Origin of the sequence: Acinetobacter sp. NyZ410, assembly GCF_022828975.1 — a bacterium.
Taxonomy (GTDB): domain Bacteria; phylum Pseudomonadota; class Gammaproteobacteria; order Pseudomonadales; family Moraxellaceae; genus Acinetobacter; species Acinetobacter guillouiae.
On record NZ_CP094620.1, the window covers coordinates 784,008 to 808,064 of the forward strand.

Below are 24,057 nucleotides of genomic sequence, written 5' to 3' on the forward strand. Positions count from 1 at the left end.
CATGATAAAAATTGAGGGCTATTTCGGCTTTAGCCTTTAATACACAATACTTGTTTCAGTGTGTGGACCACATCAATCAAATCATTTTGATTGGCCATAACTTGATGAATATCCTTGTAGGCACTTGGAATCTCATCAACCACACCTTTATCTTTACGGCACTCAATGCCTGCTGTTTGTGCAATCAAATCTTGCTGATTAAACAAGTGTTTGGCTTTAGAGCGACTCATTTTACGTCCTGCGCCATGTGAGCATGAACAAAACGAATCTGGATTACCTTTGCCTTTAACAATAAAAGATTGCGCGCCCATTGAACCGGGAATAATCCCATATTCATCGAGCCCTGCACGAATTGCACCTTTACGTGTAACAAAGACGTCTTCACCAAAGTGAAGTTCTTTCTGTACATAATTATGATGACAATTAATCGCTTCTTTGGTCATTTGAAAACTTGGTAATAAAGGGCGAATCGCTTCTAAAATTAAACGCATCATTTCACGTCGGTTTTCAAAAGCATATTCTTGTGCCCATTCTACAGCTTCTACATAATCATCAAAATTTGTCGAACCTTCTGCAAAGTAGCTCAAGTCTTTATCAGGCACGTGACCAAAACGATGTTGCGCTTCTTTCTTGGCACGTTCGATAAAGTAAGTGCCAATCACATTACCTAAGCCACGACTACCTGAATGCAGCATGACCCAGATATCATCATTTTCATCAATACACAGTTCAATAAAGTGATTACCACCACCTAAAGTCCCGAGTTGCTTTTGCCATGTAACATCAAAACTGCGTAACATGCGTTTTAAAGCAGGGTGTTTGTCTGTAATGCGCTGGAGCTTTTTATCTAAGGGTGAAAGTGTTGACGCCTTAGCTTTGATTTGTTTGTGCATTTCAAAGCCGACAGGTACTTTTCTTTCAATAGCATTGCGTAAAGTACTTAAATTATCGGGCAATTGAGATGCTTTTAGACTAAGTCTTAATGCATTCATACCACAACCAATATCCACGCCAACCGCAGCAGGAATGATGGCATTTTTGGTGGGAATAACACTTCCCACGGTTGCGCCTTTACCCAAATGTACATCTGGCATGACTGCGATATGTGAATGAATAAATTGCAATTGTGCCATTTTTCGCAATTGGGTTAGGCTTTCTTCATCCACATCTTTTGTATAAATTTTTATAGGAACGCCATATTCTGCTTTGGCGTTTAAAATCATTTGTATGCTCATTTTTTTTCTCGAAGCAAATTTTTTTATTGTCCGAAAGCGGTTACAACTCTATTGTCAAAGCAATGATCGATTCAAATTTTAAAGACAATAAAAAACCTAGCGAATGCTAGGTTTGACTGACATTCGGACACTTTGATTAATTCAGTGCCCGTGAGTAGACGACTGCTTAATCTTAATTTAAAGTTTTCTCAAGTTGATGCATGTCGTACTCCTCTACTTTTTGATTTAAAATCAAAGGTGAAAATTCTGATTGGAAATGATCCAATGGGCGTTATTCTATAAAGAAAAAAAACTTTGTCAATGAAACATAGCCAATTAATTTTTAATTCACGTTGAATTGCTGTTATAAAAAAACAATAAAGCAGCTAAAAAGCTGCTTTATTTACATCAAGTGATTTACTCTTTTTCGACTTGAATGGGTTGTACATCCATCTGATCATAAGCGATCAATTTAGATTTGTGTTTCCACTTATAGCCAAGCCAGATAACAAGGAACAGCGGAATACTAATATAAGTAGACAACACACTCATCCATTTTCCATCAAGCACAGCTTCTGCATTTTGGCCAAGTATAATGATGGCACAAAGAATAAAGGCAAACCATGGACCAAAAGGGAAGAATTTTGCACGATAAGCAAGATCTTCAAGTTTATAGCCTTGAGCCAAATAACCTTTACGGAAGCGATAATGTGAGATTGCGATACCTAACCAGACAATAAAACCGCACATACCTGACATGTTTAACAGCCACGTAAACACGACACTTTCACCAATAAAGGTGGTTAAGAAACACAGTGCCGCAATTGCCGTTGTTGCATACAGTGCATTCATAGGTACACCGCGAAGATCGAGTTTAGAGAAAACTCGTGGCGCTTTACCTTCACGTGCCATATCAAACAACATACGTGTTGATGAATACATGCCTGAGTTACCTGCAGACATAATTGCAGTCAAAATCACCGCATTCATTAAGCCTGCTGCAAATGCTAAACCTGCTTTTTCATATAACAGGGTAAATGGTGACAGGGTAATGTTTCCATCACCTTCCGCAGCAAGTGCAAGGTTTGGATCTGTATACGCAACCAATGTACCAATGATAAAGATACACAAGATATAAAATAAGAGAATACGCCAAAAGATTTGTTTAATAGCGATTGGAATGGTTTTTTTCGGATCTTTAGATTCACCTGCTGCAACACCGACCATCTCTGTCCCTTGGAACGAGAATCCAGCGATCATGGCCACACCGACTAAGGCTTGAAAGCCACCAACAAATGGCGCTTCACCAACGGTCCAATTCTTGGTAATTGAATCTGTTGGATCTAACATGATTTTACCAATCATGAATAAGCCAATGACAATAAAGAAGATGATGGCAATCACTTTAACCAGTGAAAATAAAAATTCACTCTCACCAAAGCCTTTTACAGTTAAGGCATTGATACAGAAGATAATCGCAAGGAATAGCGCACTCCACCAAAAGCCGGGGATGTCTGGAAACCAAAACTTCATGATGAATTGAACAGCAACCAATTCAAATGCAACGGTAATGGCCCAGTTATACCAGTAGTTCCAACCGAGTGCGAAACCAAAACCTTCTTCTACATACTTATTACCATAGGTAAAGAATGCGCCTGATGTTGGATTGTGGGTTGCAAGTTCACCTAAACTGGTCATCAAGAAATAAATCATGATACCAATCAGGACATAAGCAAGTAATGCACCACCAGGTCCAGCAGTGGCAATCGTTTGACCAGAAGCAAGGAATAACCCTGTACCAATAGAACCGCCAATGGCGATCATGTTTAAATGTCGTGCTCCAAGCTTACGCTGGAGTTGAGGATGATCTGTTTCGCTCATCGTTATTCCTTACTACTTTTTTGAGTGTTGGCGAACAGCACTTTAAAGCCTTGTTGATCTGCTTTAGTCGTACATTGACTAAAACTCTGCTCAATGAGTAATGGGTAATTTAGGAAGCGGTTTGCCACAATCCATAATTCACCACCTGATTTTAAATGTCGTCTCGCAGTTTTACATAACGTTTCACTGGCATTGTAATCTGTTTGAATACCTTGGTGAAATGGAGGGTTACTCACAATGGCGTGTAAGAACAATGGCGCATCTTCAATCCCTGTGACTGCTTTTATTTCAAGTTGTTCTAAAGGTAAATTATTTTTTTCAAAAGTCATTTGCGTTGATGCTAAAGCAAAAGCATCGACATCTAAAGCAAAAATACGATTTTTCGGATTAAGTTTACTCAGGTAAGCACTGATGACACCTGCACCACAACCAAAGTCCGCAATCTTTCCAGACGTCACTTGTTTGAGATAAGGTAAAAGCACTGCAGTTCCAATATCTAGACGATTTTGGCTAAACACACCAGGAAGTGCACAAATGCTAAGTTCTCCAGCAGGTGTTGGAACATTATAGACTTGCGCCCATTCTGCTAATGGCTTTGCTGTCACGGTTTTATCTGTGGTGAGTTGCCACATTTGACAATGACGTGCGCTATCAAGCTTGATGGCTTGACCATAAGGCTGGAGTTGTTTTGCAGCACGTTCTACACCACCTTTTTTCTCTCCAACCAAGAAAATCGAAGCGCCAACAGCTAAACGACTGACTAAATTGTGCAAGATATAGTTGAGTAGCTCTTTTGATTTTGGAACAAAAACAACAGCTTGATCAAATTCAGCTTCTGGCAGGTCAGTACCAAAATGTACCGTTGCCTGCTGATTCTGAAAATATTGAAACTCATTGTAATTCCAAGTCCAAATGCTTGCTTCGATGTTATGAGCTAAATTTGAAAGTAGATCATCCGTTGCTGCATTTACAAATAGCACGCGTCCAGAAAGGTAGTCATGCTGTCGAATGACAACTTCGCTTTTTGGCTCCATATTCACCATCCATCAATAAAAATTAGCGCAATGCCCAGTCTAAGCTGGGCATTATAAAGAATAGATTTATTATTTTTTAGTTTCGGGTAAAACTAAATTCAAAATTAATGCAGCTAGCCCGCCAGTTGCGACACCAGAACTAAAAATATTACGCGGTAATTCTGGCAAATGTTCCAAAATTTGAGGAACTTGTGCAACCCCTAGGCCGAGACCCAAAGAGATTGCAATAATCAATAACGCACGACGGTCTAGTTGAATTCCCGATAAAATGTTAATGCCTGAAGCAGCAACTGCACCAAACATTACCATAACCGCACCACCCAGTACCGCTTGCGGTACCGCCTGAATGATACCAGCAACAGCAGGGAATAACCCCAGAATGATGAGCAGGATTGCAATCCAAATCCCAACAAAACGACTTGCAACACCCGTCAACTGAATTACACCGTTATTTTGTGCAAAGACAGAACTTGGGAATGTGTTGAAGATCCCTGCAAGGAAAGAGTTGGCACCATTGACCAATACGCCACCTTTAATTCGTTCCATCCACACTGGGCCATCTACAGGCTGATTTGAAATTTTAGAGGTTGCAGTAACATCGCCAATTGCTTCTAAAGACGTGACAAGATAAATAAACGCCATAGGAATAAATAAGCTCCATGAGAAGCTAATTCCAAAATGCATTGGTGTCGGAATTTGAATCAATGGGGCATCTTTTAAACCAGAAAAATCCAAATAGCCCATAAAACCCGCAAGAATATAGCCAATCACTAAAGCAATCAGAATTGCAGAACTTTTCACCCAAACCACTTTGAAGCGATTGAGAAGGACGATAATTGCCAACACTGTACATGACATGATGAGATTGTCAGCACTGGCAAACGTATGACTTTCCATGGCTTGGTAGCCGCCGCCCATGCTGATTAAACCTTCTTTAATTAAGGTTAAACCAATCAACAGCACCACAATCCCTGTAACCAAGGGCGTGATCAGTTTTTTTACCCAAGGTAAAATACGTGAAACACCCATTTCAATAAATGAGCCAGCAATGACCACACCAAAAATAGATGCCATAACCGCTTCTACCGGTGTGCCCGCAGCAACCATGGCAGAACCAATCCCAATCATTGGACCTATAAAGTTAAAGCTTGTGCCTTGGACAATCAGGAGGCCTGCACCAAAGGGTCCAATTTTTTTACATTGTAAGAATGTTGCCACTCCAGAAATCACCAATGACATGGAAAGAATCATATTGGTATCTTGAGGAGAAACACCTAAAGCTAAACAAATCAGTAAACCGGGTGTTACAATTGGAACAATAATCGCAAGTAAATGTTGCAAAGCCGCAAAAAAAGCGATGAGTGGTTTTGGGCGATCATCTAGACCATAAACAAGATCAATTTGAGCCTGTTTCTGATTGGGAGAGGGGTTAGAATTGGACATGGCACAGCAATTGGAAGTGGCAAGATGGCGCTATTCTAATCGCTTTACACACTATTACAAAATAAAAAGCCTGCTGTTGTGAAAAAAACTTGTAACTGTCAATAAACTGTCACTACTAAAAGTTAAGATTTTTCTGTATAATTTGCCCTCAAATTTAAAGCGTATCGAATTTACATGTCTGATATTAAAACTCTCCGTAATATTGCCATCATCGCGCACGTCGACCATGGTAAAACGACTCTTGTCGACAAACTTTTACAACAATCAGGTGCACTCGGTGACCGCGCGGGTGAGATTGAGCGTGTTATGGATTCGAATGCGCTTGAGTCTGAACGCGGTATTACCATTCTTGCAAAAAACACTGCAATCAAATGGTTAGACAAGCGTACAAATACTGAATACCGCATCAACATCGTCGACACCCCAGGACATGCTGACTTTGGTGGTGAAGTTGAACGTGTAATGTCTATGGTTGACTGCGTACTTCTTCTTGTCGATTCACAAGAAGGCCCAATGCCACAAACTCGTTTTGTAACACAAAAAGCGTTTGCTCGTGGTTTGAAGCCAATTGTTATCATCAACAAAGTAGATAAGCCAAGTGCTCGTCCAGACTGGGTAATTGATCAAGTATTTGATTTGTTCGATAACTTAGGCGGTAGTGACGAACAGTTAGACTTCCCAATCGTATATGCTTCAGGCTTACGTGGTGTTGCTGGTCCTTCTCCTGAAGAATTAGCGGAAGATATGACGCCGTTGTTCGAAACAATCGTAGATATCGTTGAACCACCAGCAGTTGATATTGATGGTCCATTCCAAATGCAAATTTCATCACTTGACTATAATAGTTTCGTGGGTGTAATTGGTGTTGGCCGTATTCAACGTGGTTCAGTAAAAACCAATACACCAGTGACTGTGATCGATAAAGATGGCAAGACACGTAACGGTCGTATCTTAAAAATTATGGGTTACCATGGTTTAGAGCGTGTAGATGTAGATTCTGCTCAAGCGGGTGATATCGTATGTATCACTGGTTTAGATGCATTGAACATTTCTGACACAATCTGTGATCCTAAAAATGTTGAAGCATTACCTGCATTGTCTGTAGATGAACCTACAGTTTCGATGACATTCCAAGTAAACAACTCACCGTTTGCTGGTAAAGAAGGTAAGTTTGTAACTTCTCGTAATATCCGTGAGCGTTTAGATCGCGAATTGATCCATAACGTTGCTTTACGTGTTGAAGATACTGACAGTCCAGACCGTTTCAAAGTTTCTGGTCGTGGTGAACTTCACCTTTCAGTATTGATTGAAACAATGCGTCGTGAAGGCTTCGAGATGGGTGTTTCTCGTCCGCAAGTGATCATGAAAGAAGTTGATGGCGAAACTCAAGAACCATACGAAAACGTTACTTTTGATGTTGAAGAACAACATCAGGGTTCTGTTATGGAACAAATGGGTAACCGTAAAGGTGAGTTGACCAATATGGAAGTTGACGGTAAAGGCCGTATCCGTATTGAAGCAACTGTTCCATCACGTGGTTTGATTGGCTTCCGTTCTGAATTCTTAACCATTACCTCTGGTACTGGTATCATGACTTCAAGCTTCTCGCATTACGGTACAGCTAAACAAGGTGCAGTTGCGAAACGTCAAAACGGTGTGTTGATCTCTATGGTTAACGGTACTTGCTTAGCGTTTGCATTGTTCACTTTACAAGACCGTGGTCGTCTATTTGCTGAACCACAGTTAGAAGTTTATGAAGGTATGATCGTAGGTATGAACTCTCGTTCAGACGACATGACTGTGAACCCAACCAAAGCGAAACAGTTAACTAACATGCGTGCATCTGGTACAGATGAAGCGTTAACGTTAACACCTGCAATCAAATTCACGCTTGAACAAGCATTAGAATTTATTGAAGATGACGAATTAGTTGAAGTAACACCTAAATCAGTTCGTATTCGTAAAAAATTCTTAACTGAAAATGAACGTAAACGTGCTTCACGTGGCTAAGCGTTCAAACTGGAAATAATTTAATTTCTAGAAAAAAACCGCAATTTTTTAATAAATTGCGGTTTTTTTATATAAATGTAAAAGGATATTGGTTTTTAATAAAAAGCGAGTAAATTAGGCGGAAATATATGTTGAAACATAATGTATACTTCGTCACATAAAAAATACGCAAAATCGGCGTGGAGTTAAAGTATGAGTATTCTTTCAGAGTTCAGAGAATTTGCCATTAAAGGCAATATGATGGATTTGGCAATTGGTGTCATCATTGGTGGTGCTTTCAATAAAATTATCGACTCATTAGTTAAAGACGTGATTATGCCTTTAATCACAGTGATTACGGGTGGTGGTGTTGATTTTACTCAAAAATTTGTCGTACTTGGCGATAACCCAAATAACCTTTCATCATTGGATGAATTGACCAAAGCTGGGATTAACGTACTAACTTATGGTAATTTCATCACAATTGTATTGAACTTCCTGATCTTAATGTGGGTGGTTTTCTTGTTGGTTAAATTCCTCAATAAAATTCGTAAACCTGCTGAAGAAGCTCCAGCTGCTACACCAGAAGATATTGCATTACTGCGTGAAATTCGTGATGAATTAAAGAAACGCCCTGAAGCTTAATCTTCATTAAATTGATTCAAATTACAGTATTTTAATATATCTAAACCCTGATAAAGCTATTAAATCATTGTAAAAGAGTTGAATGAAACGGTACGATCAAGTACCGTTTTTTATGCAAGCAAGAAAATAGGGATGGGGCTGATGAAAAAAAACATAGGGATTATGGCAATACTTATCAGTTTGTATGCATGTTCAGAGCATCCAAAAGAGCAGCAATCGGCTGATACTCCAACATCTACACAAGCGGACCAAAGCCGACCTGCCAGTGGTTTAACCTTTAATGAAATGCCAAATGAAGATACCCGCTACGCCACTATAGAAACCGACTCGGTAGATGAAAATGAAACATTACTTTTGGCATTACAAACACGTTTATTAAAAGCCAATTTTGAGTTTATAGAAAAAGACAGTGGCAGCTCTTGGTCTGAAAATGATTGCTCTCTGAATAAAGTGATTCAAGTAAAAGGTGAGGGCATTCGCTCTTATAAGGCAATCAGTAAAGTTAAGTTAGGTGATGAAAAACAATATCGTCCAGATTTTGTTTTGCTGGTTTTTGCGTTTAAGGATGAACAGGTTGCTGAGCAAAGTTTTCAAATGCTTAAGTCTGCTGTCTATTCAGCAGGAGGGTACTGTAATGGTAAATCTCCTGAAACCATCGTTAGAAATGGCAATGAAATATTTTACTTTACCACCCGGGAAGAAGCATTTAGATCATATATTGATGATTATGCCAAGTTTATCCATGAATTTAAACCTGAGCAAATTGATTCAAAAATATAGGAGGGTTTAAATTAACGAGAACAGCTCAGATTTTTATTGTTTTGTTGTCTTAATAAACAATAAGGTTTAAAGCAAATATTAACATCCTTGTCATTGCGCTACGTGATAGACACACTTTGAAAGCCTGAATGATCGAAAAGCAAAAGTATTTTAATTTAGCTTCAGTGATGGTGGTTGTTGTGACTCTAATTTGAACATTGCTGATAAATAGTGGAACATTCTCTCAATGTCTCCAAAAGAATGTAAATCTTTAAACTAAAAATCCATGCGAAATTTAATCTCAACCAAGTGAAAGCCGAATTGGCTTTTTACTGGACCATGAAGTACACGTTCAGCAGCGGTAAATACCAGTTTATCAATCACAGGAACAAGTTGTCCTTTTTTTACTTCACCCAGTTCACCACCACGTTTTGCTGAATTACATGTGGAATGCTGTTTGGCCACTTTGGCAAAATCAGCGCCATCATGGATCTTCTTCTTAAGTTGTTCAGCCAAGTCCTTATCTTTGACGAGAATATGTCGAACGATTGCAGTTTTCATTTACTTTTTCCTCGTGGTTTTTGTGGGATGCTCTTCGCGATCTTTAATGGCTGGCATTGTGGGCAAAACACACTGGCTCTTTGTCCTAACTTTAAATTTTCTAAAGTGGTTTCACAGTTAATACACATCTCACCCGCACGACCATAAGCCAATAAGGTCTGCTGAAAGTAGCCATTCTCACCCATGGCATTGCTATAGTCTCTTAAGGTTGAACCACCCAAATCAATCGCTTGCTTTAAAATTCGTTTAATTTCGATGACCAATTTTTGAATTTGCGCTTTCGTCAAACTCGAAGCAGGCTGTGCAGGGTGAATCCCTAAATTAAATAAGCTTTCGGTTGCATAAATATTGCCTACACCCACAACAATATGATTATCCATGATTGCAACTTTTGTGCCGACATTTTTATTTTTAAACTTTTCTGCTAAATATTCGGCATGAAATTCATCACTCAATGGTTCAGGCCCTAAAGTATCAATCAATTTTGTTTGGCTTTCCTCATTCAGCCAAATGATACAACCAAAACGTCGAGGATCATGATAGCGCAGCTGTGTGTCTTCAAACTGAATGATCAGATGGTCATGCTTTCTAAGTGCTTCATGTTCATCACAGATTCTAAAACTACCCGACATACCCAAATGCCATAACATGCTATGGGTTTCAAACTCTGCCAAAATGTACTTTGAACGACGTGTTAAGCGAACGAGTTTTTGACCTTGAAGTTGTTGAATATCTTCGGGAATAGGCCAGCGTAACCGTGACTCACGTACTTGAACATGAAGAACTTTCTGGTCGATCAGGGGGAGTAAACTGGTTTTTGTTGTTTCAACTTCAGGTAATTCAGGCATGCACTTGTCACATTGGTGTGAGGACTGAATATTGTATGCAAGAATTGCATTGCGTTAAAGGGCGGTTGTGTTGAGCCTACGACTTTAGGTTAAAATTATAGATATGATCGTTGAATAAGATTGAACTATTATTTCTAAGTGATTGTTATCTAAAATAAAGTTTATTAATAAAATAAAGTTTTCCAATTGATAAAAAATATCTGATAGTTATATGTAAAAAAATGTGTAAATTTCTAGTGAATTGTTTACTGAAATAATTCTTTTTATCTCGATATTTCAGGAAAAATAGTCATTTTAAAGCTGGAACTTTCTATTAAATTTAGACGGTTAAAGTGATTGAGTGTTGACTGGTTTATCTTTATTCGTTTTGTTCCTGATTAGGCTTTCCCATGAAAAAAATTGCTTATCCGTTATTGGCAATCTCTGCATGTAGCATGATGTCTTTTGCATCAGCTGAAGATGCGTTTAATTTACACGGCTCAACCATGACGGGTGATTGGAATGGGAGTCGGACTGAACTTGCAGAAAAGGGAATCAAATTTGATGGCACCATTGCCATGGACAGTTCATATCTCGCTGATGGTGGTTATGATGCGCACCAAGCGCCAACATTTGCGACACAATTCGGACTGGGTACAACCTTAGATATGGGGAAACTGGCGGGTTGGAATGATGTGACTATTCGTGCTTTAGTTACAGCACGTCAAGGTGAAAGTACTTCACTCAGAGGTATTCAAGCACCAGATGCACCACAATGGGCAAACTCGCAAGCCAATTGGGGACGTGGTAATTCGGGGAGCCGTCTCAGCGAATTATATATAGAAAAGAATTTTAAGGATCAAGGACTAAGCTTGCGTTTAGGTCGTATGGGTTTAGGTACTGAATTCAATACCATGGCTTGTGATTTCCAAGGCAATGCATTTTGTGCAGCACAGATGGGGAAATGGCAAGGCAAGCTTTGGTATAACACACCCGTCTCACAATGGGGCGCACGCTTAAAATATCACATCAATCCTGAACTATTTGCACAAGTGGGGGTGTTTGAATACAACCCTGATAATGCTTTAGAGCGACAAGGCTGGAATTTGGATACAAAGCATGCTGATGGTGTCAATATTCTTTCTGAAGTGGTTTGGTCACCTAAGCAGGGTGTGAATGATTTACCAGGCAGTTATCGTATTGGTACGCTTTACAATACTGCTGATGAGCCTAAAAATCAGTATGATGTGGGCTATAAAGCAGGAACTAAGGCTGAAGATCGCACATATGGCGGTTGGATTGCGTTTGAACAGCAATTGACTTCAACTGGAGAGGGGAAACGTGGTTTACACAGTTTTGGTAACTTCACCATTCATGATCGTACGACGACAGCCGTAAATGATTCACAGCAACTTGGTCTAAAATACTATGGTCTGTTTGATGGTCAGCCAAACGATATTCTTGGTTTGGCGGTCAATCGGGTACATTTGAACGATCGGTATACTAATTATGTGAATGGTGCTCGTTTAGGAACAAATTTAAGACAGTTGAATGAAGATGCAGAGTATAATGTTGAGTTGAATTACTCATATTACCCTGCCAAATGGTTCATGCTTCGTCCTTTAGTGCAGTATGTGGTACATCCTGGTGCAACCAATCAGGTGGACAATGCATTTGTCGTTGGCTTAGGGTCTAAAATTATTTTTTAATACAACCCGAGGACACCTTTATGCAAAGAGTGAAACATCTAAAAATTAATACAACACTACTTTGCTTAACGGTATGTATCACACAGAGCTTATATGCTGAAGTGGAATCTCAAGATTCCATTCAGCAAAATTCTACCCAGCAACTTCCAACCATTAAAATTGAAGCAACACGTTCTGATACCAGCATATTAAACACCCCAGCATCGGTATATAGAGTTGATCAGCAACAGAATCAAAATAATATTGGGGTAAACCTCACTGAAACACTCAAAGGAATTCCGGGTTTACAGCTCAATAACCGTGAAAATTATGCCCAAGACTTACAACTGTCTATGCGCGGATTTGGCGCACGTTCAACTTTTGGGGTCCGTGGGATTCGTCTTTATGTCGATGGGATTCCTGCGACGATGCCAGACGGACAAGGCCAAACTTCAAATATTGATTTAACGAGCTTAGATCATATTGAAGTGCTGGGTGGGCCCTTTTCATCACTGTATGGAAACTCCTCTGGGGGGACTATTCTCACCACGACCAAAGAAGGAACAGGGCGTGATTCGGTCGAGTTAGGATATTCAGGTGGCAGTAATAATAAAGGCCGCGCTGACATCACCTTACAAGGTGGTGCAGATAAAGCCAATGAACCGAGCTACGTGATCAGTTCTTCTTATTTTAATACTGATGGTTATCGTGACCATAGTGCGGCAAGAAAAGTGTTGAGCAATGCCAAACTCACGTGGGACTTAGATGATGGTTCTAAGATCAATTGGCTGATCAATCATGTAGATATTTCCGCTGATGATCCACAAGGTTTGACTCGTGAGCAATGGAAGCAAAATCCTAAACAGGTCAATGACAGTAAAAATATCTATGATGTTCGTAAAGATATTAACCAAACACAGACAGGTATCAATTGGACTAAGCCCCTGAATGATCAACAAGAGCTTTATAGTATGGCTTATATTGGTCATCGTGAAGTGACTCAATACCAGTCTATTCCAAGTTCTGCTCAAAAGAATCCACGCCATGCAGGTGGAGTGATTGATTTCGAACGAGATTTTTATGGTGCTGATTTACGTTGGACTGGCAAAGACTTATTACCGAATACACGGATCAGTGCAGGCTTGGCTTATGATGCGATGAATGAAGATCGTCAAGGGTATGAGAATTTTAATGCCAAGGGCGAATATGGGGTAAAAGGCAACTTACGCCGTGATGAACGAAATACTTTATGGAATTTAGATCCATATTTACAGGCAGCTTGGCAATTTTTGCCGACTGTACGTCTAGATACAGGGTTACGCTATAGCAATGTCCATTATGAGTCGAAAGATCACTACATCATTGGTTTAAATGGCGATGACAGTGGTCAAACCGATTATCAAAAACTGCTCCCATCAGCTGCCTTTACTTGGGAAGTTACTCCAGATCTCAGTACTTATATCAGTTATGCCAAAGGCTTTGAAACACCAACCTTTACCGAAATGGCCTATCCAACAGAAGGAACGGCAGGGATTAACTTTGCGCTTAAACCTTCAACCAGTGATAACTATGAACTTGGTTTAAAAGCACAAAATCGTCTAGGTAATTTTACCGCCGCAGTTTTCCAAAGTAATACTCAAGATGACATCGTTTCTGCGGGAACACTCAATGGACGTGCAACCTATCAAAATGCAGATAAAACACTACGCCAAGGAGTAGAGCTGTCTTGGAATAAAAAGTTGTGGAAAAATTTAACGGCTCAAGCCAGTTATAGTTTCCTTGATGCAACATTTGATGCAGACATTCCCAACACAGATCCTAAAAAAGTTATCCAAAGTGGCAATTACATTCCCGGAATTGCAAAAAACCAAGCCTTTGTATCTTTCGGCTGGTTGCCTGAGCAGGGCTTTAATGCAGGTGTCGATGTTCGATATATGGATAAAATCTATGTAGACGATCTCAATACAGATACTGCACCAAGTTATACAGTAACCAGTATGAATGTCGGTTATATCTGGAAAAACAACGATTGGAAAGTACGTAGTTTTGCTCGAGTCGATAATTTATTCGATAAAAATTATGTCGGTTCAGTCATTGTGAATGATGGTAATAGTCGATTCTTTGAACCTGCTGATGGTATTAACTGGAGTGCAGGACTCAGTGTCACCAAACAGTTCTAATTCATTGGGAAAATAATTTATGTCTGCTCAACCAAAGTTATTTGAATCTATTCAATTTGGTTCACTCTCCCTCAGCAATAAAATTATTATTGCGCCAATGTGTCAATATTCGGCAACAGATCAGGGTGAAGTGACCTATTGGCATGAACAGCAATGGGCAAGTTACGCTTTGTCAGGCGCGAGCTTATGTATTATTGAAGCAACAGCGGTTCAAGCCGAAGGGCGGATCAGTTATGCCGATGTGGGACTTTGGAATGATACACAACGAGATCAAATCAAAGCTTTACTCAATAAGGTAAAAAGCATTGCTCCAACACCTTTTGCTATTCAGCTTGCGCATGCAGGTCGTAAAGCTTCGACTGAAAAGCCTTGGTTGGTGAAGCAGGGGAAAGGTCAGATTGCGCCAGATCATGCACACGGATGGCAAACTGTATCAGCCAGTGATATTGCTTTCAGCCCGAATGATATTGCCCCGCATGAATTAACCATTGACGAAATTAAAACAATTATTCAGGACTTTGCGCAAGCGGCAATTCGTGCAGTAGATGCTGGTTTTTCACTGATTGAAATTCATGCAGCGCATGGGTATTTACTGCATCAATTTATGTCGCCATTGTCTAACCACCGAACTGATGAATATGGTGGAAGTTTTGAAAATCGTATTCGTTTTACATTAGAAGTTTTTCAAGCCATTCGAGCAGTTGTACCAACTGACTACCCAGTAGGTGTACGTATTTCTGCAACCGACTGGATGGATGCAGAAAATAGCTGGAATGTTGAATCAAGCATTGGCTTATCAAAAGCTTTAGCGCAACTTGGTGCTGCTTATATCCATGTATCCTCTGCGGGATTACATATTCAACAAGATATTAAAGTGGGTGCAAATTACCAAGTGCCTTTTGCAAATGCGATTAAAAAACAGGTGAATATTCCTGTCATTGCGGTGGGCTTAATTACCGAAGCTGAACAAGCTGAACAGATCCTTCAACAAGGCGAAGCAGATGCAATTGCATTGGCAAGAGCGATTTTATATGACCCACGCTGGCCTTGGCATGCCGCAGCAAAATTGGGTGCAAAAATCTCGATTGCACCACAATATTTACGTTGTCAGCCGCATGGAATTAAAGATTTGTTCTCAGCATATTGATGGCATAACAGTTTTGATTCACTCATTATTCTTTAAACGTATTTAAACTGAATAAAGATATATTCTAGGATATATCTTTATTTGTATGATCTGGAAAAGGAACGGCTTGAATGATTTTTTCGGTAATTTTTCCAGTATTTTTCCTGTTATTTTTGGGTTTTATATCTGTCAAAATCCAATTGATCTCTAAAGAGCAAATTACTGCAATTGGTGCTTTTGTAATCAAAATTGCATTACCGGCTTTATTACTTCACGCACTGGCTGCAAAAGATTTACATGAGATTTGGTATCCTGCTTATTTCTTTGTTTATGCAGGCGTCACTTTTACTCTATTTATTTTGGCCTTTATTTTAGGGCAAAAGCTTTTTAACAACCATTTTACCCATGCTTCTGTATTTTCACTTGGCGCATCAATGTCCAATACCGGGTTACTGGGCGCAGCAATTTTGACTTTGCTGATGGGTAGTGAAGCCATGATTTATATTTCACTGATTGTGATCATTGAAAGCGTATTTCTTGTACCGCTGATGTTAACCTTGGCAGAAATAGGGCGACAAAGACAAGCCAATTTAGCCGCTATTTTAAAAACAACATTTCTGACTTTATTAAAAAACCCATTGTTCTTGTCAGTGATGATTGGCATGAGCTGTGCGATCTTCGAAATTCAAATTCCACATGTATTAGACCAAGTATTTGCCTTGTTAGGTCAGACTGCCTCACCTTTAGCGTTATTTATTATTGGTGGTGGGATGGTTGGGATTACGATTCAATCACTTAATCTGCAAACTATTTATTTGGTGGTTTCTAAAAATATCTGTATGCCGATATTGGTTTATTTAGGCTTGACTCATTTAACCGATTTGGATCAAAAGATGATTTATGCAGGTACCTTGATTGCCGCTTTGCCTATGCCTTCTATATTTGGAATTTTTGGGCAAGTCTATGGTTTAAATGAAAAAGCACTGACACCATTGATGATTAGTACTTTACTGAGTTTTATTGTGGTGAGTGTTTTGATTGGTGTTTGGTGGTAAAAAAATACTCTCTTGCGAGAGTATTTTTTAAGAGCTGCTTATTTTTTTGCTGGTGCTGCTGGAGCAGGTGTTTTGCCTTTTTCAGCAATCAGTTTGTTTACAACATCCAAAGACTCTTTTGCCTTAGGCACATTATTTTTAGCAAGTTCTGAGAAAATCTTTTGTGCTTCTGGTAGATTTTGATCAATGATATTGCCATTGGTCAGCATATTTCCGACAGCCATTAATGCTGGGATATATCCCTTTTTAGCTAAATCTTGGATTGATTTTAGACCTTGATTAACTGCTGCTGCATTCTTCTTCTTTAAACCATCGGTGATGTCATACAGCGCTTTCGCATGAATTGCAGGTGCAAAATCTTTTTTCACTAAAGGATCAAGTTTTTGTAAGCCAAGCTTGTCAGATGCGGGTGTGCCTTCAGCAAATAGTAAAACCGCAAGTTCCACTGTAGCATCATCAAATCCTTGAGCAGAGGACTTTTCTAAGTATTCACGAACTTTCTTTTCGTCTTTGGCTAAGCCCAATTGACCTACCGCATAGCTTTGCGCCAAGACATAACTTGCAACAGGATAGCCTTTTGCTGAAGCATCTTGATAATATTTCAAAGCTTTCTTATCGTCTTTGGTTGTGCCTTGTCCTGTTTGGGTTAAATAGCCTAAGTTATATAAGGCTTGTGCATTGCCAGCTTTTGCAAGACGTTCAAGTTCTTGATAGGCCGCAGGATAGTTTTTTGCTTGAATCAGCTCTTGTGCTTTGACAAATGCAGGGTCAACGTTACTTTTAGCTGTATCTGCTGCAAATGCAGAAATACATGAAAAGCTGAGTAGTGTAGCGAATAGAATTTTTTTCATTTTGACGATATACCTTGTTTTAATTTCAACATAATTCCATTTATGGTGTGAGAACATTGTTGAGGACGTTTTTATCATAATTTGAAAATTATAAATGTAAACATGCCTATTGTATAAGTTAGTGTATTTAAATTTTAATTTATTTATAAATAAGAAAGAATTAAGGATATTTTAACAACATTAAAGCCTAGAGAAATTTTTTATTCTCTAGGCTGTGGGCTGTTATTTTACTGCTTTGAGGAGTAATTCAATTTCGCCTGCCTCACGTGCGCCTGAAATACGGGTGCCATCTTGTAAGAAGAATGTCGGTGTACCATCGACTTCAAGTGATTTTGCTAAAGCAATGTTTTTCTCAATTGGGGTCGTACATGACTTGTTTGAAGTTGGTTGTTTCTTGTCAATTAAATAGTCTTCCCACGCTTGGTACTGGTTTTTAGAGCACCAGATTTGCTGTGAAATACTTTCAGCATTTGGATGTAAACGCGTGATTGGGTATAAAAATAAGTAAACGGTTAAGTTGTCGATATTTTTTAATTCTTTTTCAAGATGTTGGCAATATGGGCAGTCAGGATCACTAAATACGTAGATTACACGTTCACCTTTACCTTTGACATGCTTAATGGCTTGTTTCAAAGGTAATGATTTTACATCAATACTTTTTAGGGCTTGCATACGTTCTTCAGTCAGATTTTTTTGTTCTTTAAGATCAATTAAATTGCCGAGAAAGAAATATTTTGCATCTTCATTGGTATAAACAATACGCCCACCCATATAGACTTCATAAACATCTTTAATTGGTGAGTTTTGTACCGATTTCACCTGAATCTCAGGATATTTGGTTTTTAAGTTTTGCTGCAAAGTTTGAATATCTGCATGTGCAGAAGAAAAGGTAAAAAGACCCAAAGTCAGAAGAGATAACCAGATTTTCATGTTAAAGCTCAAAATAATAATGTGGATATTGTGCACTCAATAATGATCAAAAATATATTGAGATCATGTAATTGCCAACGCGATATTCAGTTGATACCACGCTTAATTTCGTATTGTATTCTGGATACCATGGCGTGTTAACTCATTTCTGAGTTTTTGGATATATTGATTTAATTCTACTTGTGAGTCACTCCGTAAGCGTAATTGCGTACTAAAATTAAAGATTCTGCTACGTTTTCCATTGCGATGTAAAATTTGAAAGTGACCAATATAAGCTCCATTCGCTGTTGTCCTATGGGTACTAAATTCAACGCATGTGACCTGATCTAAAGGATAAGAGGTCATCATCAAATTACTGACAATCAGTTTATGATTGCGTATATAAAATGGGGCAAAATTTAAATTAAACCGTTTAAATATCCACATCAGCATACTCAAAAATGCTATGAAAATGATCGGAACAAACAAGCCCCAATATTTGTCTGAGCGGTTAGTTGTCTCTACTTCGAGTAATTCTGTGTGTTTGGCTTCAACCATTTTTTGCTCATCAATCCATTGTCGAATATCGTCAGTGCGTGGTTGAGTTCTCAGTAAATTTTGAATCGTTTGTGGGTCGCGAATATGATAAATCGTGGCCTTAACCAGTTGGCTATTTCCTAACTGATCAAAATAGTAAAACGCATTGCCATTATTCCATACACTGCCATAGTTGTAATTTACATCTCCAAGTTTTTGCCATGTGGAATGAAGTGGTTCAGCTAATTTTAGAATATGGGTGGATTTGGAAGAGGCTGATCCTTTATTACTGCGATATTCACTGGCTTGTAGATAGAGTATTTGTGTGCCATCAGAAAAAATCAGCGGTGCGATTTCTTTAAATGCTTTGCCTAAAAATGGACTAGCACCTGCGCGACGCATTTTTTTCTTATTCAGATCAAAATAGTAAATCCCCGTGTCGTTATAAAACAAAGCATGGTTAATGTGATCGCCATGTTCGCTTAAGAGATGATAAGGCGCGTATTGGGGATCAAAGGCAAACTCGTTGACATAGACCATACCATCCACAGGATTGAGCAAATAATATTGGTTATTTAAACCGTCTATTTCAATACTATAAAGTTTTCCATTGTCTTTTAAATCGAGCAGGGTGTTGTTGTAATAGACGTTTTTTCCATCCGCTCGATAGGCATAGTTATGTTCACCTAAGACAAGTTTGAGTTGGTCTGGATTGGCTCCAGAAAGCAATTTCCCTTGAAAATAGGTGAATGTCCCATTACTTGCCGTATCATTTTCGGAATTAACACGATAAGGCCAGTTGCCTCGTTCAAGTTTAAAATAGGGGTAGAGATAGCTTTGTGGTTTTGAGCCTAGGGCAAAATTTTGTTGCATGATTTGCCAAACTTCTCGAAGCGCAGCTAAATCCTTATTTCGTTCGGTGGAGGGGGAGCAATACCAAGTGTCTTTTCCAGCAGTAAAATAACCATCCCCAATTGTCTTCACCTGTTGAGGTTGCACACCTTTTAGGATGATATTGCCACAATAGACATGCAGTTTATCTGCACCAAGTTGTCGGTATTGGTAATTATCATTGGGTAAATAAAAACTTTGAACATCTGCTTCTGGGATCAAATAATCACCATTGCTGGGTACAGCGGCATAAATTTGGTTGTTATATTTTTCAAATATCCCAAGTTTTTCTGTAGTCGCAGTAAAAGGAATCTCATCTGAATTTGAGTCAGAAAATCTAAATATAAAACTAAAGCTGAACAGAAGCGCGCATATCACCAAGATAAGCGTGAAGGTTTTAAGGATAGAAAATACTTTTAGTGGATTCTGCATCATTTATTTTATTGTTAAATATTGATCGGGTTGAGTTATGGCAATTTAAGGTTGTTTTGTCATCATTTTGATTATGAATTGGTCATACTGATTGATGGCAAGGTCTTTAGCATTTAAGGCAAATAGGGTTGCATAGCCTCTGTTAAAATTTCAATTAACTCTTCATCCATATAGTGATAATCGTCTGGAATATCCAACACCATGACTTTTTTATGTTGTAACTGGTTGGGGAATTTCTCTTTGATATTTTGTTTATGTTTTTGCTCCATGACAAAAATCATATCTGCCCAGGCAATATCTTTGACAGAAATACGATGTTTGGCGTGTTTACTTGTTCCAGCGGAACGTGTGGAAATGCCATAGCCCACTGCAAAGACACGCTCGGCAGTGGGACTACGCCATTGGTTACGACTACAAATAAAAAGGGTGTTCAATCAGCAGTCTTCCAAAAATCATATTGTGCTTGTTTTCGTCTTTTAGCAGATGAAATACGTGGATATTCAATTCTTAATTGTTTCGAGCGAGATCTTTTTAACGATCTGTTCCAAAGCAGCTTCCAGTCTTTTTCTGGTTTCCAAAGGCTTGAAGTATGTCTGCAATCTCGACCACGGTGTAAATAATTTACCTTACGTCTCCAAGCGCGATTGCGGTTTAATTCATTTTCAAAATATTGTTGTGTAATGTCCATAGATAAAACTCATGAGTTGATCGGGTTCAGCAGCCGCGATAACACATGATTGGCTATTTTATAAGTATTTATCTGGGTAAACAAGCTGAATGATTTTGATAATGTTTATTTAGAGCCATTTTAAAGGCAATGAAAAGGGTATAATTCTGGCTAAATAGAATGTGTGAGTAGACGATGTTTATTAAAGGCATTAGACGTAATTATGACAAAGTCAGCCAAGATGACAGTATTGCCGATGAAGATAAGATAGATGCCTTGTTGATCAAACTGGGTGGTGAGTTTCTTGTCAGTAAGGATGACCGTGTTTATATTTTTGAAAAAGATGGTCAGACGGCCAAGTTTGATGCAAAACATGCACGGGCATTTCACTTTAAAGATTATTTGTGTAAAGACATGAATAAATTATTTCATGGGTTTTAGGGGCTGTTGATATTTCATAAATGGCTTGCGTTGTAGGTTAAAATTGAGCAGGCAAGGCATGAAACGAAGAGAATAGCGAGACTATTTTCGAGTTTCATAACGAAGGCTGAGATAATTTTAGCCACAACCCTTCGGGACTAGCGTGTTTTTTGCCGCTACGTCGTTACGAACTACTTATTTAGAATGACTAAATTTTGTATTTCATGCCTAGTATCGCCTAAAAAACACACGTAGTCGCAAACATAGACGAATTGTCAACAGACCCTAATACTCCTTGAAAATTAGTGAACTGTTCAATTGGGTTGTAAAAATGCTTTAAGCACTTGGATGAGCCCTCTATCGATGTATTGATGGTAGTTAGGGCTTTCTAAAGTAATAACTTTTTATGTTGTCATTGTTTATTTTTTTTAAGTTTGGTTTTTTGATGCACTTTGTACCGTAGAATGAGAGTGAATGCATTAATCCACTACAACAATACTTTCGGCGTTTGGCTAAAAACAATATAAGATAATGGCTTGTATCTGGATGGTCTTTGTATTTTTCTAGCAAAATTATTTGACTATATACTCGTGCTTCAAGTTATATAATATAAAAAAGAAGGCTGTTTTTGCTAAGATTAATCGAGACGTATCTATGATGAAAGTACTGTCAATCTTATTCATAAGTTTAGTTTGTTCAATGGGGATCTTAGCTCAACAGCCAAATCTTGTGCCTCATCAGGTAAACTTAAAAAATGGGAAGCGCTTTTCTTTAAATCTTCCAGAGAATTACGAAATTATTCCAGCGGCTGAGGGCTTAAAGCGAGTTCGTTTTTTTAGCAAAGCTCCTGATGGCAGAATGTTTGTAACAGATATGCACGATTTGACTGATAATAAAAAAGGCATCGTTTATATTTTGGATGATTGGAATCCTGAAACGGGCAAATTTGGCAAAATTATTCCTTATATGACGGGTTTAAAGAATCCTAATTCAGTTCAATTTTATACAGATTCTTCCGGGCAAGATTGGTTGTATTTAGCAGAAACCAATCAATTGACCCGACGAAAATTTACCAAAGGTGAAATTAAAGCAACCGATAAAGCCGAAGTTTTAGTGACTTTTCCTGACTACGGTTTAAGTTATAAATATGGTGGTTGGCATCTAACACGAACAATTGCGGTGGGTGGGAACGGGAAAATTTACGTTTCAGTCGGCTCAAGCTGCAATGCTTGTACCGAGAAAGAAAAAGTTCGGGCAACAGTATTAGAAATGAATCCCGATGGTTCGCAACAAAAGATTTTTGCTACAGGTTTACGCAATGCAGTCGGTTTGAAATGGGTTGGTAATTTTTTATTTGCCACTAATCAAGGTGTGGATCATTTGGGTAAAAATAAGCCTGATGAAACTTTTTATGCACTCAAACGTGATGCAGATTATGGTTGGGCTTCATGTTATTCATCGAATGGTAAAATTTTGGCAGATCCAAAATTTAAACGTCCGTCAGGTTGCAAAAATGTATTGCCTCCTTATGCCTATTTCCCTGCGCATTCATCTGCACTTGGTTTTGACTATTTTGATCATCCCAATACGGACGACACCATCAAAAATTCTTTTTTAGTTGCTTTACATGGTTCTACCGATGCCACAATTGGTCATGGTTATAAAATTGTGATTATGCGTAAAGGGCAAAAACTACAGACGTTTATGGATGGTTTTTTAGTGGGCAAAAATGTCTATGGTCGCCCTTGTGATATTTATCGAGTAGATGAAAATTCATTTTATTTTTCTGATGATAAGAGTGGTGTGATTTATTATGTGAGGCAGAAAGCATCTTCCTAAATTTTGAACTTTTCTAAAAATTTAGGAGTTAGTAAAAAGAGCATGGCTAAGAATACAAAATTCAGGTGAAAGTAAAAATATAAATTGTCGATAAATCTTTGGAAGCAGCACTAGATTAGCAAAGTATTTATCTATGGATATTAATTTAACCAGTTGTTATTATTAAAATTATTGTGATTGACTTAATCGTTTAATTCTCTAAATAAACCTACAAGGTTGTAGGTTTATTATTGTAGACAATTTTGAGAAATTACTGCGGTCTCGCCACATCACCACTTAAGCTTTCAGGTAATGCTAAAACAGTCACATCTAACTCTTCTAAAGCATCAGGGCGGGCAACCACAAGCGCAATATAACCATTTTCAAATGTTGCACTGTTTACTACTTGAACACCTTTATTCAATTGTTCAGCTTGAGCAGGGGCAGGACCTGTACCTTGAATGACATGTAACCATGCTTTTGGTTTTGCCTTAAACCAGAGGCGTGCGATCACTTCCTGACCAAGGTAACAGCCTTTGTCATAATTGATTCCTTCACGTTGGTGTAAGCGTAATTCTTGTGGTTGAAATACATGTTCAATTGCTTGATTTATATAAGCCTGACCAGTTTGAATTGCAGCAATTTCCCATACTGAAATATCGGTTTCTGTAGCAGAAAAATCAGTCGTTGAGCCATTCAATGTTGGAAAAACTCGTCCAGTTTCTTCAAGCTTCATTTTAGAAAAAGCGCCGTATTTTTTAATATGTTTGGCAAATTCTTCGGCTTGATCTTGAGTCGTAACAATCTCTAAATGTTCAGGATTAATTTTTTTAAGCCATAAGCCAAAATGAATACGACCTTTAAGATCACAAATCGCAGTGTATTGGGTAATATTTTCAGCCAAAGCTTCAACGTTTACAGTCACTTGACCTTGTAGAAATTTGATTGCATCAACACCAATCAAGGTAAATGAGGAGAAAGCTAGATCGCTCATGAATTGCTCGCTTATCTTAAATCTAATACTAAAGAATTAATCTTATTTTCCGCTATTTTTCAAAAAAAAGCAGTTTTAGTGCAAATATTTTAATGAAGATGTTACTAAATATTTCCAAAACCCCTATTTTTATATC

General features: G+C 38.4%; 21 protein-coding genes. 9 read left to right on the plus strand and 12 right to left on the minus strand.

Going from position 1 to position 24,057, the window contains the following annotated elements:
• Positions 1 to 29: 29 nt before the first annotated feature.
• From MTO68_RS03725 to MTO68_RS03740, 4 genes are all read right to left on the minus strand, one after another.
• The gene (locus MTO68_RS03725; RefSeq protein ID WP_244015092.1) at positions 30 to 1,235 is read right to left on the minus strand and encodes an RtcB family protein; all 1,206 of its coding nucleotides are present in this window, start codon (positions 1,233 to 1,235) and stop codon (positions 30 to 32) included.
• Between the two features lie 396 nt (positions 1,236 to 1,631).
• Complete coding sequence (locus MTO68_RS03730; RefSeq protein ID WP_004723010.1) at positions 1,632 to 3,095, minus strand: amino acid permease; 1,464 nt, start codon at positions 3,093 to 3,095, stop codon at positions 1,632 to 1,634.
• Positions 3,096 to 3,097: 2 nt separating this feature from the next.
• Positions 3,098 to 4,129, minus strand: a complete 1,032-nt coding sequence (locus MTO68_RS03735) for a class I SAM-dependent methyltransferase (protein WP_105713291.1) — start codon at positions 4,127 to 4,129, stop codon at positions 3,098 to 3,100.
• Positions 4,130 to 4,198: 69 nt separating this feature from the next.
• The gene (locus tag MTO68_RS03740; RefSeq protein ID WP_004819155.1) at positions 4,199 to 5,572 is read right to left on the minus strand and encodes a uracil-xanthine permease family protein; all 1,374 of its coding nucleotides are present in this window, start codon (positions 5,570 to 5,572) and stop codon (positions 4,199 to 4,201) included.
• Between the two features lie 174 nt (positions 5,573 to 5,746).
• Here MTO68_RS03740 and typA point away from each other — a divergent pair, with 174 nt between their 5' ends.
• From typA to MTO68_RS03755, 3 genes are all read left to right on the plus strand, one after another.
• Complete coding sequence (typA, locus tag MTO68_RS03745; protein ID WP_004723004.1) at positions 5,747 to 7,582, plus strand: translational GTPase TypA; 1,836 nt, start codon at positions 5,747 to 5,749, stop codon at positions 7,580 to 7,582.
• 192 nt (positions 7,583 to 7,774) lie between these two features.
• Entirely contained in the window at positions 7,775 to 8,206 is a 432-nt protein-coding gene (mscL, locus tag MTO68_RS03750; RefSeq protein WP_004723003.1) for a large conductance mechanosensitive channel protein MscL, read from the plus strand.
• Between the two features lie 141 nt (positions 8,207 to 8,347).
• Positions 8,348 to 8,986: a hypothetical protein gene (locus tag MTO68_RS03755; RefSeq protein ID WP_244015094.1), complete on the plus strand. Its 639-nt coding sequence runs from the start codon at positions 8,348 to 8,350 to the stop codon at positions 8,984 to 8,986.
• 255 nt (positions 8,987 to 9,241) lie between these two features.
• Here MTO68_RS03755 and MTO68_RS03760 read toward each other — a convergent pair whose 3' ends face one another.
• Both MTO68_RS03760 and mutM read right to left on the minus strand, forming a co-directional pair.
• Entirely contained in the window at positions 9,242 to 9,526 is a 285-nt protein-coding gene (locus tag MTO68_RS03760; protein ID WP_004819160.1) for a peptidylprolyl isomerase, read from the minus strand.
• Entirely contained in the window at positions 9,523 to 10,374 is an 852-nt protein-coding gene (gene mutM / locus MTO68_RS03765) for a bifunctional DNA-formamidopyrimidine glycosylase/DNA-(apurinic or apyrimidinic site) lyase (protein WP_004722995.1), read from the minus strand. The genes MTO68_RS03760 and mutM overlap by 4 nt, the downstream gene beginning before the upstream one ends.
• Positions 10,375 to 10,763: 389 nt before the next feature.
• On the opposite strand from mutM, the gene MTO68_RS03770 reads away from it, so the two are divergent.
• The 4 genes from MTO68_RS03770 (at position 10,764) to MTO68_RS03785 (ending at position 16,402) form a co-directional block, all read left to right on the plus strand.
• Entirely contained in the window at positions 10,764 to 12,062 is a 1,299-nt protein-coding gene (locus MTO68_RS03770; RefSeq protein ID WP_244015096.1) for a carbohydrate porin, read from the plus strand.
• A 20-nt stretch (positions 12,063 to 12,082) separates the two neighbouring features.
• Positions 12,083 to 14,221 (plus strand): TonB-dependent receptor, encoded by a 2,139-nt coding sequence (locus MTO68_RS03775; protein ID WP_244015097.1) that lies wholly within the window; start codon positions 12,083 to 12,085, stop codon positions 14,219 to 14,221.
• A 19-nt stretch (positions 14,222 to 14,240) separates the two neighbouring features.
• Positions 14,241 to 15,368, plus strand: a complete 1,128-nt coding sequence (locus tag MTO68_RS03780; protein WP_034610005.1) for an NADH:flavin oxidoreductase/NADH oxidase — start codon at positions 14,241 to 14,243, stop codon at positions 15,366 to 15,368.
• Between the two features lie 110 nt (positions 15,369 to 15,478).
• Positions 15,479 to 16,402, plus strand: a complete 924-nt coding sequence (locus tag MTO68_RS03785; RefSeq protein WP_244015099.1) for an AEC family transporter — start codon at positions 15,479 to 15,481, stop codon at positions 16,400 to 16,402.
• Between the two features lie 38 nt (positions 16,403 to 16,440).
• Here the strand turns inward: MTO68_RS03785 and MTO68_RS03790 are convergent, their stop codons facing one another.
• The 5 genes from MTO68_RS03790 to MTO68_RS03810 form a co-directional block, all read right to left on the minus strand.
• Positions 16,441 to 17,253, minus strand: a complete 813-nt coding sequence (locus MTO68_RS03790) for a tetratricopeptide repeat protein (protein WP_209826796.1) — start codon at positions 17,251 to 17,253, stop codon at positions 16,441 to 16,443.
• Positions 17,254 to 17,475: 222 nt separating this feature from the next.
• A complete protein-coding gene (locus tag MTO68_RS03795; protein ID WP_244015101.1) occupies positions 17,476 to 18,183 on the minus strand; it encodes a DsbC family protein in 708 nt (235 codons plus the stop codon).
• 102 nt (positions 18,184 to 18,285) lie between these two features.
• A complete protein-coding gene (locus tag MTO68_RS03800) occupies positions 18,286 to 20,025 on the minus strand; it encodes a DKNYY domain-containing protein (protein ID WP_244015102.1) in 1,740 nt (579 codons plus the stop codon).
• 110 nt (positions 20,026 to 20,135) lie between these two features.
• Positions 20,136 to 20,456, minus strand: coding sequence for a hypothetical protein (locus MTO68_RS03805; RefSeq protein ID WP_004722986.1), 321 nt, complete (start codon positions 20,454 to 20,456; stop codon positions 20,136 to 20,138).
• Positions 20,453 to 20,710 carry a hypothetical protein gene (locus tag MTO68_RS03810; RefSeq protein ID WP_234622496.1) on the minus strand — a complete coding sequence of 86 codons (258 nt, stop codon included), beginning with the start codon at positions 20,708 to 20,710 and terminating at the stop codon, positions 20,453 to 20,455. Before MTO68_RS03810 ends, MTO68_RS03805 begins: the two co-directional genes overlap by 4 nt.
• Positions 20,711 to 20,884: 174 nt before the next feature.
• On the opposite strand from MTO68_RS03810, the gene MTO68_RS03815 reads away from it, so the two are divergent.
• A complete protein-coding gene (locus MTO68_RS03815; RefSeq protein WP_004722984.1) occupies positions 20,885 to 21,130 on the plus strand; it encodes a hypothetical protein in 246 nt (81 codons plus the stop codon).
• A 633-nt stretch (positions 21,131 to 21,763) separates the two neighbouring features.
• Entirely contained in the window at positions 21,764 to 22,948 is a 1,185-nt protein-coding gene (locus MTO68_RS03820) for a glucose/sorbosone dehydrogenase (RefSeq protein WP_244015104.1), read from the plus strand.
• A gap of 250 nt (positions 22,949 to 23,198) precedes the next feature.
• Here MTO68_RS03820 and MTO68_RS03825 read toward each other — a convergent pair whose 3' ends face one another.
• On the minus strand, positions 23,199 to 23,921 hold the full coding sequence (locus tag MTO68_RS03825) for a folate-binding Fe/S cluster repair protein (RefSeq protein ID WP_244015106.1): 723 nt from the start codon (positions 23,919 to 23,921) through the stop codon (positions 23,199 to 23,201).
• Positions 23,922 to 24,057 lie beyond the last annotated feature (136 nt).

Excerpts from the sequence above, each read along its gene's own strand:
- MTO68_RS03725 (WP_244015092.1), bottom strand. The coding sequence starts at position 1,235 with ATGAGCATACAAATGATTTTAAACGCCAAAGCAGAATATGGCGTTCCT.
- MTO68_RS03730 (WP_004723010.1), bottom strand. The coding sequence starts at position 3,095 with ATGAGCGAAACAGATCATCCTCAACTCCAGCGTAAGCTTGGAGCACGA.
- MTO68_RS03735 (WP_105713291.1), bottom strand. The coding sequence starts at position 4,129 with ATGGAGCCAAAAAGCGAAGTTGTCATTCGACAGCATGACTACCTTTCT.
- MTO68_RS03740 (WP_004819155.1), bottom strand. The coding sequence starts at position 5,572 with ATGTCCAATTCTAACCCCTCTCCCAATCAGAAACAGGCTCAAATTGAT.
- typA (WP_004723004.1), top strand. The coding sequence starts at position 5,747 with ATGTCTGATATTAAAACTCTCCGTAATATTGCCATCATCGCGCACGTC.
- mscL (WP_004723003.1), top strand. The coding sequence starts at position 7,775 with ATGAGTATTCTTTCAGAGTTCAGAGAATTTGCCATTAAAGGCAATATG.
- MTO68_RS03755 (WP_244015094.1), top strand. The coding sequence starts at position 8,348 with ATGAAAAAAAACATAGGGATTATGGCAATACTTATCAGTTTGTATGCA.
- MTO68_RS03760 (WP_004819160.1), bottom strand. The coding sequence starts at position 9,526 with ATGAAAACTGCAATCGTTCGACATATTCTCGTCAAAGATAAGGACTTG.
- mutM (WP_004722995.1), bottom strand. The coding sequence starts at position 10,374 with ATGCCTGAATTACCTGAAGTTGAAACAACAAAAACCAGTTTACTCCCC.
- MTO68_RS03770 (WP_244015096.1), top strand. The coding sequence starts at position 10,764 with ATGAAAAAAATTGCTTATCCGTTATTGGCAATCTCTGCATGTAGCATG.
- MTO68_RS03775 (WP_244015097.1), top strand. The coding sequence starts at position 12,083 with ATGCAAAGAGTGAAACATCTAAAAATTAATACAACACTACTTTGCTTA.
- MTO68_RS03780 (WP_034610005.1), top strand. The coding sequence starts at position 14,241 with ATGTCTGCTCAACCAAAGTTATTTGAATCTATTCAATTTGGTTCACTC.
- MTO68_RS03785 (WP_244015099.1), top strand. The coding sequence starts at position 15,479 with ATGATTTTTTCGGTAATTTTTCCAGTATTTTTCCTGTTATTTTTGGGT.
- MTO68_RS03790 (WP_209826796.1), bottom strand. The coding sequence starts at position 17,253 with ATGAAAAAAATTCTATTCGCTACACTACTCAGCTTTTCATGTATTTCT.
- MTO68_RS03795 (WP_244015101.1), bottom strand. The coding sequence starts at position 18,183 with ATGAAAATCTGGTTATCTCTTCTGACTTTGGGTCTTTTTACCTTTTCT.
- MTO68_RS03800 (WP_244015102.1), bottom strand. The coding sequence starts at position 20,025 with ATGATGCAGAATCCACTAAAAGTATTTTCTATCCTTAAAACCTTCACG.
- MTO68_RS03810 (WP_234622496.1), bottom strand. The coding sequence starts at position 20,710 with ATGGACATTACACAACAATATTTTGAAAATGAATTAAACCGCAATCGC.
- MTO68_RS03815 (WP_004722984.1), top strand. The coding sequence starts at position 20,885 with ATGTTTATTAAAGGCATTAGACGTAATTATGACAAAGTCAGCCAAGAT.
- MTO68_RS03820 (WP_244015104.1), top strand. The coding sequence starts at position 21,764 with ATGATGAAAGTACTGTCAATCTTATTCATAAGTTTAGTTTGTTCAATG.
- MTO68_RS03825 (WP_244015106.1), bottom strand. The coding sequence starts at position 23,921 with ATGAGCGATCTAGCTTTCTCCTCATTTACCTTGATTGGTGTTGATGCA.